The 13,075-nt window shown below is 46.1% G+C and carries 11 protein-coding genes; 10 read left to right on the top strand and 1 reads right to left on the bottom strand.

Translation table 11 applies throughout. The features are described 5' to 3' along the window. The first annotated feature begins 17 nt into the window (after positions 1-17). The 6 genes from L865_RS0110955 to L865_RS0110930 all read left to right on the top strand — a co-directional run bounded on the left by L865_RS0110955 (position 18) and on the right by L865_RS0110930 (position 4,918). Positions 18-1,745 (top strand): polyamine aminopropyltransferase, encoded by a 1,728-nt coding sequence (locus L865_RS0110955; RefSeq protein ID WP_028773280.1) that lies wholly within the window; start codon positions 18-20, stop codon positions 1,743-1,745. A gap of 75 nt (positions 1,746-1,820) precedes the next feature. Then, the gene (locus tag L865_RS0110950) at positions 1,821-2,234 is read left to right on the top strand and encodes a YjfI family protein (protein WP_028773279.1); all 414 of its coding nucleotides are present in this window, start codon (positions 1,821-1,823) and stop codon (positions 2,232-2,234) included. A 28-nt stretch (positions 2,235-2,262) separates the two neighbouring features. After that, complete coding sequence (locus tag L865_RS0110945; protein WP_028773278.1) at positions 2,263-2,949, top strand: PspA/IM30 family protein; 687 nt, start codon at positions 2,263-2,265, stop codon at positions 2,947-2,949. 97 nt (positions 2,950-3,046) lie between these two features. Next, positions 3,047-3,700, top strand: a complete 654-nt coding sequence (locus L865_RS0110940; protein WP_028773277.1) for a hypothetical protein — start codon at positions 3,047-3,049, stop codon at positions 3,698-3,700. Positions 3,701-3,743: 43 nt separating this feature from the next. Further along, positions 3,744-4,076 (top strand): hypothetical protein, encoded by a 333-nt coding sequence (locus L865_RS0110935; RefSeq protein ID WP_028773276.1) that lies wholly within the window; start codon positions 3,744-3,746, stop codon positions 4,074-4,076. Positions 4,077-4,120: 44 nt separating this feature from the next. Continuing rightward, positions 4,121-4,918 carry a potassium channel family protein gene (locus L865_RS0110930; RefSeq protein ID WP_028773275.1) on the top strand — a complete coding sequence of 266 codons (798 nt, stop codon included), beginning with the start codon at positions 4,121-4,123 and terminating at the stop codon, positions 4,916-4,918. A gap of 48 nt (positions 4,919-4,966) precedes the next feature. On the opposite strand, the gene L865_RS0110925 is transcribed toward L865_RS0110930, so the two are convergent. Further along, on the bottom strand, positions 4,967-6,457 hold the full coding sequence (locus tag L865_RS0110925; RefSeq protein WP_028773274.1) for a CYTH domain-containing protein: 1,491 nt from the start codon (positions 6,455-6,457) through the stop codon (positions 4,967-4,969). A gap of 254 nt (positions 6,458-6,711) precedes the next feature. On the opposite strand from L865_RS0110925, the gene L865_RS0110920 reads away from it, so the two are divergent. The 4 genes from L865_RS0110920 (at position 6,712) to putA (ending at position 12,971) form a co-directional block, all read left to right on the top strand. Beyond that, a complete protein-coding gene (locus L865_RS0110920) occupies positions 6,712-7,392 on the top strand; it encodes a TIGR00153 family protein (protein WP_028773273.1) in 681 nt (226 codons plus the stop codon). Between the two features lie 25 nt (positions 7,393-7,417). After that, a complete protein-coding gene (locus L865_RS0110915; RefSeq protein ID WP_028773272.1) occupies positions 7,418-8,686 on the top strand; it encodes an inorganic phosphate transporter in 1,269 nt (422 codons plus the stop codon). Between the two features lie 235 nt (positions 8,687-8,921). Next, on the top strand, positions 8,922-9,497 hold the full coding sequence (locus L865_RS0110910) for a TIGR04211 family SH3 domain-containing protein (RefSeq protein ID WP_028773271.1): 576 nt from the start codon (positions 8,922-8,924) through the stop codon (positions 9,495-9,497). Positions 9,498-9,791: 294 nt separating this feature from the next. Continuing rightward, the gene (gene putA / locus L865_RS0110905) at positions 9,792-12,971 is read left to right on the top strand and encodes a bifunctional proline dehydrogenase/L-glutamate gamma-semialdehyde dehydrogenase PutA (RefSeq protein ID WP_037471007.1); all 3,180 of its coding nucleotides are present in this window, start codon (positions 9,792-9,794) and stop codon (positions 12,969-12,971) included. The last annotated feature ends 104 nt before the right edge of the window (positions 12,972-13,075 follow it).

The following is a 13,075-nucleotide window of genomic DNA, read 5'->3' as shown; positions in this document are numbered from 1 at the left end:
CCACGCAGGACAAGTTAATGTCATCCTCAACGTCACCTGAGTCGGTGCAATCCGCCTCAGGTAAAATCAGTCGCTTTGACGATATTTTACTGCTCGGCATCATGGCGGTACTCGCCGGCTGTGGTCTGATCTACGAATATTTACTGTCCCATTATGCAGGCCGTATTCTTGGGGCACTAGAAGCTGCCATCTACACCATGATTGGCCTAATGATCGTATCTATGGGCATAGGCGCCTTTGCGGCCCGCAAGATTCGTTGTGCTTTTAGTGGCTTTGCTATTTTGGAATTAACCGTCGCCCTATGCGGCGCACTTGCCATTTTACTGACCGCGGCGGTAATTGGCTTTGGCCAACAGCTGCCGATATTGGTTGCGGAAATGGTCGGCCTGCCGCCAGACCAGCTGCCCAATGGCGGCTTTATCGGCATATTACAAAAGCTCAGTGAGTATTTACCCTATGTGTGGGGGGTTATCCTCGGCTTGATGATAGGCATGGAGATCCCACTAATTGCCCGCGTTCGCCAGTCATTAAGCGAGCAACATTTGTTGCATAATGCGGGAACCATTTACGGTGCAGATTATATTGGTGCCGGTATTGGTGCCGCCATTTGGGTAAGCTTTATGCTTGCCATCGATATCCAATTAGCCGCAGCGATCACCGCCAGTTTTAATCTTATTGCTGGATTACTCTTCCTGTGGCGATTTTGGCCGAAAATTCGTTTTGCACCTGTGCTACTTGCCGGCCACTTTATCGCAGCCGCCATATTATTAATGCTGGCATGGCATGGCCCAAGTTGGGAACAAAGCTTTAATAACTTGCTCTACAAAGACAACGTAGTGTTTAGCAAATCGACCCGCTTTCAGCAGTTGACCTTTACCGAACGCTTGCGTGGTAATGATCTGCCGCCGGTCTATTCATTGTATATCAATGGCCGCTTACAGTTTTCCAGTCAGGACGAGCATATCTATCACGCTTTTTTAGTCCACCCAACTTTGGCGGCGAGCGCTCGAACTGACAAGGTATTGATTATTGGCGGTGGTGACGGTTTGGGCCTGAAAAAAGTGCTAGATTGGCAGCCTCAATCTGTCACTTTGATGGATTTGGACCAAGATTTAGTCGAGTTGTTTAAACAGCACGACAATGCAATGCCCAATCGACTTAGCCAAGCCTTACACAAACTCAATGGCGATGCCCTTAACGATCCTCGGGTAAAGCTGGTGTTTAATGATGCGTTTAACGGTGTAGATGAACTGATAAAGCAACAACAAAAGTTTGATGCCATTATTGTTGACCTGCCCGACCCTAGCCATCCAGATCTGAATAAACTCTACTCAGATATGTTCTATTTAAAATTAAAAGAACTATTGAATAACGACGGCGTAGTCACGGTGCAATCCACCTCGCCTTATCATGCCCCTAAAGCCTTCATATCAGTGGCTAAAACCTTGGCGCTAGCGGGGTTTGATGTGCAGCAATACCAACATAATGTACCAAGCTTTGGTCAATGGGGTTGGAGTATTGCCACTTTATCGGGCAAAGATCCACAAAGCCGATTAGCCTTATTAGACAAGATGCCAGTGGCCGATGATTGGCTAACCATGGGGCTGATAAAAGGCGCATTTGAGTTTCCAAAACATTTTTATCAACACATTGAAGAGATTGAACCCAACCGAATTGGTTCATCTCAATTATACCAGTACCACCAACAGGCTTGGTCAGAAAATGAAAAGTTAGTGTTATTCTGATCAAAAATAGCGCTTGACATAATATGTCGAGCTGTTATCTTTAATCGCAGACATAATATGTCAAAGAGGACAAGTATGAACATTCACACTATTGCCAATCACCTAAACGATCTTGGTGACAACAGCCATACCGGCTTTCAGTTCGATTGCTATCCAATTGATGGCGAAGTTGAGGTATTACAAGTTAACGTTGTTGGCCGAGAAGAGATCCCCGTATTTGTTTCTGTGACTGACAATCAAGTGCTATGCATCGCTTATCTGTGGGGCGAAGATGAAGTCAAGCAAGCGCGGCGTGCGGAAATGTTTGAAACCATGTTAGAACTTAATATTCCAATGCCGTTGTCATCTTTTGCTAAGGTCGATGATAAATATGTGGTTTACGGCGCGCTTTCAGTGCATTCAAGCATGCAAGAGATTGAACAAGAGCTCTCGGTGCTTTCAGATAACTGCCTTGAAGTGATTGACGAACTCGTCGACTTTTTGCAGTAAACAGTTTCAATATTAAGGAGCCAATACTATGGGTATTCTCAATAAAATTTTAACCGCATTTCGCGGTGGCGCGAACGAAGTTGGACAAAACATCGTCGACGCAAATTCAACTCGCATTTTCGAACAAGAAATTCGCGATGCTGAAAAGCACCTCACCAAAGCCAAACGTGAATTAACCGATGTGATGGCCAAAGAGATGCAAGCAAGCCGTGAAATAGATCGCCTTAAGCGTTCGGTAGCTGAACATGAAGGCTATGCAACCCAAGCACTAGAGCAAGGTAATGAAACCCTTGCATTAGAAGTGGCCGAGAAAATTGCTCAGCTAGACAGTGAACTCGCAGAGCAGCAATCAGCAAATGATAGCTTCAGTGCACACGCGGTACGCCTTAAAGACTTGGTTAAGAAAACCGAGCGTCAATTGGCCGATTATCAACGCCAGCTGAGCATGGTTAAAACCACAGAAAGCGTGCAAAAAGCCACCGCAACCATTACTGACTCTTTTGCTAGCAGCAACTCTAAGCTGCTTAACGCTAAAGACTCTTTAGAGCGCATCAAGGCGCGTCAGCAGCAGTTTGACGACCGTCTGCAAGCTTCTGAAGCATTAGCAGAAGAAAACAGCGACAAGTCGCTACAAGCTAAACTCGCTGAAGCAGGTATTGGTGAGCAAAAATCTAATGCCAATGCGGTACTTGACCGCCTAAAAGCGCGTAAGTAAGTATCCGCCTACAGTTGTGATTGATAGCGCGATTCAACACCTTTAGGGCGACCTAAAGGTGTTTTCGCATTCAATGCGATATTTTTTGGAGCCTGTTATGGGATTTCTCAAGAGCATTTTCGGTAAAAAAGAGCAACCAAAGCGTCAGCTTGACCATGTATCGCACCTCAAGGTCGGCGATATGATTTCACTCGACGACAGCTTTGCCCTTCCTCCAGCATTACGTGGCCAGCAGCTTCGCGTTGAAGCCATCAATACTTATGAATATCAACGCAGCCAACGTAGTGAATGGGTATTAAAGGGTCACAGCAGCGACAGCATATTCCTAAGCCTTGATGAAGACGATGAAAGCTACCTAAGCTTCTCTATTAAGATTAATCGTGCCGTTGTCGAGCAGCTATTTGACCTAGATGAGTTTAGTGTTATTTTTGAAGAAAATGACAGTGCTCATCTTAATACCCAAGCGATAGAGGGCGATACGCTAACCCAATACGGTCAGTGGCTTGGCAAACAGTATCATCAGCATCAATTTGCCCAATTTGGTTATTTTCATCGACAGGATTATCGCGGCATGAAGCCACCTCAAGACAGTCACGGTCCTACCGGTGAGCCTTTTGAGGCCTACTTGCTACTCGATGACGAAGAAAAAAGTGCAGTCGAAGTTGAAGTTTATGAAAGTGGTGACACTGATGTGATGCTGACCTTATATCGTCCCTTGAGCGATATTCGTGATTTTTGGCCTGGTGAGTAAGCTCAGCAACGGCCATTGAGTAACCAGATAGCAAGGAAGTCCCATGAGCAATAAAAAAGCGTCCATGCCCGAGCAATGGGCGCAAAACCAAAAAGCGGCCAAAGCAACCCAAGTTGCCTTCGACTTAGATGAGAAGTTTCAGTATTCCATTCGTAAAGCAGCATTAGATGCGGGCGTTAGCCCTTCAGAGCAAATACGCAGCATCTTAGGGCTTAGTGTCACCAAACGTCCTAAACGGCCACGATTGACAGTATCGCTCAATGCCGATGACTATCGCCAATTGGCTGAAAAATATGGTCTAGACCCCAACTCTCAATTAGAGATTAAAAAGCGTGTGCTGGACGACTTGATTCATTTTGGCGATGATAATAGCTAAATAAATTCGGCACAGTATGCGATGTTAGGGAGTAACTCAATATCATGACGAAGAAGAGAAGCTGGCTATTCCAAGTTCAAGAAGTCCCTAGCCCATTCGAAATGGCTATGATGGTGTTATCACTAATATCTGTAGTGGTCGTACTGCTAATCAGTTTTGGCTCTCTGGATACTGAAACCAATCGCTTACTGATGATAATTGATGCCAGTATTTGCTCTATTTTTATTCTCTACTTTTTTATCAGGCTCTACCAAGCAGAAGATAAGAAACTGTACTTTAAACTTCACTGGATTGATCTGGTTGCCAGTATTCCCGCTATTGAACCACTGCGTATGGCGCGAATATTTCAGGTGCTAAGAATCATCCGCTTGCTGCGTATGACTCAATCTCTTATTGGCCCAATGCTTAAACAGCGAAGACAAGCCACCGTCGCCAGTTTATTGCTGGCCACCGTGACCATTTTAACGATGTCATCGATTATGATCCTCATCATCGAAAACGGTGTCCCGGGTGCGAATATTCAAACCGCTGAAGATGCCTTGTGGTGGTCTCTGGTAACAATTTCAACAGTCGGTTATGGTGATTTTTACCCGGTAACCGGTGCTGGACACGTTGTCGGTGGTTTAGTCATTGTCTGCGGCGTGAGCTTTTTCGGGGTCATTTCTGGTTATATGGCATCGTTATTCATCGCGCCCGATGAGTCAGAAAAACTAGAAACCCAAAGCAAAGAGATTAAATCTGAGCTAGAACAAGCCTTAGTCAGAATGGAGAAAAATCAGCAGGTGTTGCTCAGTGAAATAGCACGCCTTAATGACAAGGTCGATAACCTAGAAAAGCGCTAACCTCTCAAACATTTGGTTGAGGTGATAGATAGCGCTTGTTCACCCGGGTTAGCGCCAATAAGGCGGTTTTTTTAAGGCACTTCGACGTGAAAACTCCATCGCAAACAGCAAACTTTCTTGCTTGTTTTGCAACCAATCTTGAATCTCCCAACCATGAATGGTAGCCAGTTTACCTAAGCGGCGATAGGCAGCCAAGGTGCGGATCCCCAATAACAAATCTTGCCACGGCGCACGAAATTGGTCTCGTTCTTTAGCTGCATAGAGTTCACCGTAGGCCACGCCAACAAATACGCTTTCATCCAGTGCACGGGCAAAGGCCTGGTAATCTTGGCTGCTTAAGTCACGCTCAGCAGGTACCAACTGCAAAATTCGCTGCCAAGAGGCCTCTTGTATCTCATCGGCAAAGCGTTTTAATTCGCCAGCGTGGCTAAAGTGGCGCCTGCCATCTTGATAATCTAGCAACTGTTGCACCAATGCCAGTTGTAATTGACCATAAACCTTATGCGCAAAAAGCGATTGTAACTGCTGTGGGATATTCATCGCTTGCAGTTGCACTTTCACCTGCGCAGTGATGGCTTTAGCATCATCTAATCTGGCTATTAAACTACTTTGACTGGCAATAATTTCTGCCAAACTGAGTCCTTGTTCGACAAATTCAAGGTGTTGTTCTATCACCTCAAACCATGCGGTTAGCCCTTGCTCATCTAAACCAAATTGTTCCAGTGTGCGTCTAAGCAAGCGGATACAAGCACGTAAACGGTAACTCAGTAGTGGTAACTGCTCAGGAGTCGATTGTGCCTCAAGCAGCATGCTCTCAAGAATTTGCCAGCGTTCAATACCCGTCTCAAGTAAAGAGATAAAGGTTTGCTTTAGGTTAGCTTCCGGCTTGAGGGCAATAAAGGTTAGCGCATCTAAACTCAGCGGGCTGGCTTTAGCACTTAGACGATAGCCTCGCTGTGCTTTACTGGCTTGACCTAATCGTACTGGCACCTGGGCAGCCACTTGTCGCCCTAGGGTCAATAATGCATGCGGCTCACCTGCCAGCAACTCAAATTCGATTTCACAAATGGCTTCTTGCTGATCGTTGGCAGAGATTTGGCCGATATCTACTGCCACTTCCACCAAACTGTCATCAACATACACATGCCATTTACTGCGATAAAAGTCAGTGCTAAAAAGCGCTACCAACTGAGCCTGCAATGCGTTTAAGTCTGTGTCTTCTGGCCAGATTTGTTGCGGAAACAGTGCTAAATCTAACTGGTTACGTTCAAGTGCTACGTTGTACTCAGGGCGGGCATGCACGCCACCGATGACTTGGCCCTTGGTTTTGATCGTTTGTTCAAAATTTTGATCACAACCGCGTATCCGCAGGCCCATATCCCAGCGACGCAATTGCAAATCGTCGCTATCGTAATAGCAATTTGACAACAACTGTTTCTGCACTTTACGCTCGCTATGGGGTAAGCTATCGAGAAACTTGGCTAAAGCGTCTTGTTCGGTTAATGGGAAAAAAAGTTTCAGTTCAATCTCGGCTTCCATTCGCCTCATACTCGCTTGGTTGTGTGGCCGGACAAGGCCTGCAATAAATATTTCATTATAATTTAATTTAAAGTTCACAATGTAATATTACTGTCATAAAACAGCATTAGGATTGCGCTTTAAAGTTAATATATAACTCGATAGAATAAAAACTGCTCGTTTTTAGTTAAAAACACAGTTTCTTTACGCGGTCGCTTGGGTTAACATGCGCCCGCATTTTCCAACAGTGGAATAACCTAAATAGGTACACGGCAATGCCAGTAAACTCTATTTTGGGCGTGTTTGCAAAATCGCCAATTAAGCCTCTTCAAGAGCATATAGATAAAGTGCACTCTTGTGCATCGATACTCATCCCATTTTTCGAGGCTACGGCAGCGAAAGATTGGGATAAAGCTGTTCAACTACGTAAGCAAATTAGCATTGCGGAACGTGAAGCTGATGAACTCAAACGAGAGATTCGCCTGACCCTTCCTGGTGGTTTGTTTATGCCAGTTGAACGAACTGACTTACTGGAGCTATTAACCCAGCAAGATAAGATCGCCAATAAGGCGAAAGACATCTCAGGCCGAATTATTGGCCGTCAACTGCAGATCCCTGCAGCTATTCAAGACCCATTTATTGCTTACCTGACACGCTGTATTGATGCAGTGACTCAAGCTCAAGAAGCCATTAATGAACTCGATGACCTTTTAGAAACAGGTTTTCGTGGTCGTGAAGTAGACCTCGTCACTAAGATGATCGCTGAACTCGATAAGATTGAAGAGGACACCGATGATCTGCAAATCAAGATTCGTCGACAGTTATTTAGCATTGAAGGTGAGCTAAACCCTGTTGATGTAATGTTCCTTTACAAGATTATTGAGTGGGTTGGTGATTTAGCAGATCTTGCTGAACGCGTTGGTTCCCGCTTAGAGCTGATGTTAGCTCGCGTCTAAACAACAAAGTAATCAAGGTATCAACATGGTTGATGTATTAGTCACCAACGGCCCCGTGCTTATTGCAATTGCGGCCGCATTTGGTTTTTTAATGGCATGGGGTATTGGCGCCAACGACGTCGCTAATGCAATGGGAACCTCAGTAGGTTCAAATGCTATTACGATTAAACAAGCGATCATCATTGCGATGATTTTCGAGTTCGCCGGCGCATATTTAGCCGGTGGAGAAGTCACCAGCACCATCCGTAAAGGCATTATTGATTCAGCCTATTTTGTTGAGTCACCAGAGCTACTAGTCTACGGTATGATTGCAGCATTGCTCGCGGCTGGTATCTGGCTAGTGCTTGCATCTGCACTAGGTTGGCCGGTATCAACGACTCACTCTATTGTCGGCGCCATCGTCGGTTTCGCCGCTGTGGGTGTCGGGACTGAAGCGGTTGAATGGGGCAAAGTGCTCGGCATTGTTGGCTCTTGGGTTGTGACCCCTGCGATATCAGGTTTTATTGCCTTTATGATATTCCAGAGTACCCAAAAGCTAATTTTTAATACCGATTCACCACTTGAGAATGCCAAACGTTACGTACCATTTTATATGGCGTTTGCAGGCTTTATCATGTCACTTGTGACCATTACCAAAGGCCTGAAACACGTGGGTCTACACTTCTCAACATTAGAAGCTTACGCATTAGCGGCTGGCGTAGCAGTACTGGTGGGCATTGGTGGTATGGTGGCTATTAAGCGCCTTAAAATGCCGGCGGCTGCCGACCAGCAAACTCAGTTCGGTAACGTTGAGAAAGTGTTTGCTATTTTGATGGTTGTAACCGCATGTTGTATGGCATTCGCTCACGGCTCAAACGATGTAGCTAACGCCATTGGCCCGCTAGCTGCTGTAGTATCAGTGGTTGAAAGTGGCGGTACTATTGGCGCTAAAGCTGCACTCGCTTGGTGGATTTTACCACTCGGTGCCGTTGGTATTGTCATGGGTCTGGCTATCTTCGGTAAGCGTGTAATGCAAACCATTGGTAAAAACATTACTCACCTCACACCTAGCCGTGGTTTCGCAGCTGAACTTGCTGCAGCATCAACGGTTGTGATTGCATCGGGTACGGGTCTGCCAATTTCAACGACACAAACCTTAGTGGGTGCGGTGCTTGGTGTTGGTATGGCACGTGGTATTGCAGCGATTAATATCGGTGTTGTTCGTAATATCGTGGTGTCTTGGGTGATTACCCTACCAGCAGGTGCGGGTCTGTCTATCATGTTCTTCTTCATGATTAAGGGCATCTTCAGCTAATGCTGATGCACATATAGAGAAGGAAGCCATTTGGCTTCCTTTTTTTATGGGCAACTGCCAAGGATATCGCCGGCTAAGATAACAAAAGCAGCAAACAGACTTCACAGTTTTGCCCGCGATAAATTAATCATCATTGCGAATCGCCCCATCACGGCTTTACATCCACATCTAATACTTGCAAAAGCCCTTCCAAATCCCTAGCATGTGGCTATATTTCGTTGATGAGAATTCATAAGTGTTAAGACTCATAGCTTTAGTAGTAATGATGCTACTGTCACCTAGTTTGTTGGCTGAAGGCCAAACACGATACATTTCAGATAAAGTCTACCTTTACTTACATGGTGGCCCAGGTACCCAATACCGCATTTTAGGCAGCGTAGAAGCTGGCCAACCCGTTACCTATTTAGGTGAAGAGCAAGACGATTACGCCAAAATTATCGATCATAAAGGTCGTGAAGGTTGGGTTAACGCCGATCTTATTAGCAGCAGCAAGAGTTTTCGCGTGCAACTGCCTGAAGTACAAGCTGATCTAGAAACAGTTCAAGCTCAATTGGCAGAGCTGACACAATCAAGCAGCGGCGACGCTCAGCAAATTAGTCAACTAAGAAGCCAACTAGCCCAAAGCAATACGGCGCTGGAACAAGCCAGCAATGAGCGCGACACCGCAACGCGCCAATTGGCTAACCTTAAAAATGACGAACGGTTTGAATTCTTAAAGCAAGGCGGCATGATTGCCGGCGCCGGCTTACTAGTGGGTTTGATACTCGCTTACATCCCTCGCCCACGTCGTCGTCAGAAAAATCGTTGGTAAACAACCTCATATTTATTCGAAAAAGCCAGCATTTAATACGCTGGCTTTTTTGTTTCTAAATTAGCAAACCCCCATCTAGCCTAGCTTTGATCACTATCTGGACGGATGAGATCAAACAAAAGTCACATAACGATTCACAACAGTGTCCCTCGTCACATTTTGGATGTATAATCGGCGCGCGCAAGGTGCACGATTGTATACAAAAACAAAACCGACACGGTTAACAAGCACCTGACATTCATTTTGTTCAAGCAAAAACTGTCCCTTTAAAAGGTCCAGGTGGAAGTGATTACTATGTTTAAAGCAAGTGAAGTTCTGACTGGTCATTACGACTCAGCAAGCCTTGATGAGCTCTTTCAAGCCATCACCAACAACTATATTGTCGATGAAGAACAATATTTATCTGAGCTTATTAAACTCGTACCTTCGAGTGATGAAGAGATCAACCGAGTAACCGCTAGAGCTCACGAGTTAGTGGGTAAAGTGCGTCAATATGACAAAAAAGGATTGATGGTAGGTATTGATGCATTTTTGCAGCAATACAGCTTAGAAACTCAAGAAGGCATTATTTTAATGTGTCTTGCCGAAGCACTGCTACGTATCCCAGATTCTGCTACCGCAGATGCACTCATTGAAGACAAACTCTCTGGGGCTAAGTGGGATGAACATATCAGTCAAAGTGACTCGACCTTAGTCAATGCATCCACCTGGGGCCTAATGCTAACCGGCAAAGTGGTCACACTTGATAAGAATATCAATGGTAAGCCGAGTAGCTTACTTAACCGCCTAGTCAACCGCGTAGGCGAACCGATTATTCGCCAAGCCATGCTTGCTGCCATGAAAATCATGGGCAAACAGTTCGTGTTAGGGCGCACAGTCAAAGAAGCCTTAAAGAACAGCGTCGATAAGCGCAAAATCGGCTATACCCACAGTTACGACATGCTAGGTGAGGCCGCACTTACCAAAAAAGATGCTCAGCAGTATTTTGATGATTACTCGAGTGCTATTGCGGCATTGGGCGCTCAAGAATACGACGAATCGGAAGCACCTCGCCCTACTATCTCGATTAAATTATCGGCATTGCATCCGCGCTATGAAGTCGCCAATGAAGATCGTACCCTCACCGAACTATATGACACCCTCATTAAGTTGATTGGCCAAGCACGCAGCTTAAACGTGGGCGTATCCATTGATGCTGAAGAGATGGATCGTCTTGAACTATCATTGAAGCTGTTTCAACGCTTATACCAATCAGATACCGCTAAAGGCTGGGGTTTACTTGGCATCGTAGTGCAAGCGTACTCTAAACGCGCCCTGCCTGTTTTATGCTGGCTGACCCGCCTAGCTAAAGATCAAGGCGATGAAATCCCACTGCGCCTAGTAAAAGGGGCTTATTGGGACAGTGAGCTCAAATGGGCACAAGAAAACGGTGAAGGGGGTTACCCACTCTACACCCGTAAGGCAGGCACAGACGTATCATACTTAGCCTGTGCCCGTTACTTACTATCAGACGCTACTCGCGGTGCTATCTACCCGCAGTTTGCCAGCCATAACGCGCAAACAGTGGCAAGCATCACTAACATGGCCGGCGATCGCAACTATGAATTCCAGCGTTTACATGGCATGGGTGAAGAGTTATACGACACCATTTTGGCAGAAAGTGGCGTAACCAACGTACGCATATACGCACCCGTCGGCGCCCATAAAGATTTGCTGCCTTACCTGGTACGCCGCCTATTAGAAAACGGCGCGAATACCTCGTTTGTACACAAGCTTGTTGACCCTAAAACGCCTATCGATTCTCTTGTGGTTCACCCGCTAACGACGTTAAGAAAGTACAAAACTCTCGCTAATAATAAAATTGTCCAGCCGGCCGATATCTTCGGTGCAGAGCGTAAGAATTCGAAGGGACTCAATATGAACATTATCTCTGAATCTAAGCCATTTTTTGCCGCACTAGAAAAATATAAAAATACTCAATGGCAAGCTGGCCCTATCGTCAATGGTGAGACCTTAGACGGTGAAATCCATGAAGTGGTAAGCCCCTTTGATACCACCCAAGTTGTGGGTAAAATTGCCTTTGCCAACAACCAAGCGGTTGAACATGCACTGACCAGTGCCGATGCTGCTTTCGCAAGTTGGTGTCGCACGCCGGTAGAAACCCGTGCCAATGCCTTACAAAAATTAGCGGATTTACTTGAAGAAAACCGCGAAGAGCTCATTGCACTATGTACACGTGAAGCAGGTAAGAGCATCCAAGATGGTATCGATGAAGTTCGCGAAGCTGTCGATTTCTGCCGTTTCTACGCCATAGAAGCGAAGAAAATGATGGCACAGCCTGAGCTGCTGCCTGGTCCAACGGGTGAACTCAATGAGCTATTCTTACAAGGCCGTGGTGTGTTTGTTTGTATCAGCCCATGGAACTTCCCACTAGCGATTTTCCTCGGTCAAGTTACTGCAGCCCTAGCGGCAGGTAATACGGTTGTGGCTAAGCCTGCGGAACAAACCTCCATTGTGGGCTACCGTGCAGTACAGCTTGCCCATGAAGCAGGCATTCCAAAAGAGGTACTTCAGTTCCTACCCGGCACTGGTGCCACAGTTGGCGCAGCTATTACAGCCGACGAAAGAATTGGCGGCGTATGCTTTACCGGCTCAACGGGTACCGCTAAGCGCATCAACCTGACACTCGCCCAACGTGAAGGGGCAATTATTCCATTAATTGCCGAAACCGGTGGTCAGAATGCGATGGTGGTAGATTCAACCTCACAACCAGAGCAAGTGGTACAAGATGTGGTTGATTCATCCTTTACCAGCGCTGGTCAACGATGCTCTGCACTGCGGGTATTGTTCCTACAAGAAGATATCGCAGACCGCGTGTTAGATGTGATGAAAGGCGCTATGGATGAGCTGACAATTGGCGACCCAAGCTCAGTGAAAACCGATGTAGGCCCTGTAATTGATGCCACAGCGAAAGCTAACCTTGATGGTCACATCGACCATATCAAACAAGTAGGCAAGTTACTTAAGCAAGTTGAGCTGCCTGCTGGTACGGAAAATGGCCACTTTGTCACGCCAACAGCTGTTGAGATTGATTCAATTAAGGTCTTGGACAAAGAGCACTTTGGTCCTATTTTACACGTGATCCGCTACAAAGCCGCAGAGCTTGAGCAAGTCATTAATGAAATCAACAGCACAGGTTTTGGTTTAACATTAGGCATTCACAGCCGTAATGAAGGCCACGCCCTTAGCGTTGCCGACAAGGTCAATGTGGGTAATGTCTATATCAACCGTAACCAAATTGGTGCGGTAGTTGGCGTACAGCCATTTGGCGGCCAAGGCCTATCTGGTACTGGTCCAAAAGCTGGCGGCCCACACTACCTAACCCGCTTTGTCACTGAGAAAACGCGCACCAACAACATTACAGCGATCGGCGGCAATGCAACATTGCTATCGCTTGGTGATAGCGAAGACTAGCTAACAGCACAATAAAAAAGCCCACGATGCCGTGGGCTTTTTTGTGCCTGCAGAACGACGATATTTGCCAAAACTGCCAAGCTCACCTTTACTAAGTGGTACTC

The organism is Shewanella waksmanii ATCC BAA-643 (genome assembly GCF_000518805.1).
GTDB classification, from domain to species: Bacteria; Pseudomonadota; Gammaproteobacteria; order Enterobacterales; family Shewanellaceae; genus Shewanella; species Shewanella waksmanii.
This window is presented reverse-complemented; position numbering and strand designations above follow the sequence as displayed.

Bases quoted from the DNA above. Each gene is read 5' to 3' on its own strand.
- L865_RS0110955 (WP_028773280.1), top strand. From the start codon at position 18: ATGTCATCCTCAACGTCACCTGAGTCGGTGCAATCCGCCTCAGGTAAA.
- L865_RS0110950 (WP_028773279.1), top strand. From the start codon at position 1,821: ATGAACATTCACACTATTGCCAATCACCTAAACGATCTTGGTGACAAC.
- L865_RS0110945 (WP_028773278.1), top strand. From the start codon at position 2,263: ATGGGTATTCTCAATAAAATTTTAACCGCATTTCGCGGTGGCGCGAAC.
- L865_RS0110940 (WP_028773277.1), top strand. From the start codon at position 3,047: ATGGGATTTCTCAAGAGCATTTTCGGTAAAAAAGAGCAACCAAAGCGT.
- L865_RS0110935 (WP_028773276.1), top strand. From the start codon at position 3,744: ATGAGCAATAAAAAAGCGTCCATGCCCGAGCAATGGGCGCAAAACCAA.
- L865_RS0110930 (WP_028773275.1), top strand. From the start codon at position 4,121: ATGACGAAGAAGAGAAGCTGGCTATTCCAAGTTCAAGAAGTCCCTAGC.
- L865_RS0110925 (WP_028773274.1), bottom strand. From the start codon at position 6,457: ATGGAAGCCGAGATTGAACTGAAACTTTTTTTCCCATTAACCGAACAA.
- L865_RS0110920 (WP_028773273.1), top strand. From the start codon at position 6,712: ATGCCAGTAAACTCTATTTTGGGCGTGTTTGCAAAATCGCCAATTAAG.
- L865_RS0110915 (WP_028773272.1), top strand. From the start codon at position 7,418: ATGGTTGATGTATTAGTCACCAACGGCCCCGTGCTTATTGCAATTGCG.
- putA (WP_037471007.1), top strand. From the start codon at position 9,792: ATGTTTAAAGCAAGTGAAGTTCTGACTGGTCATTACGACTCAGCAAGC.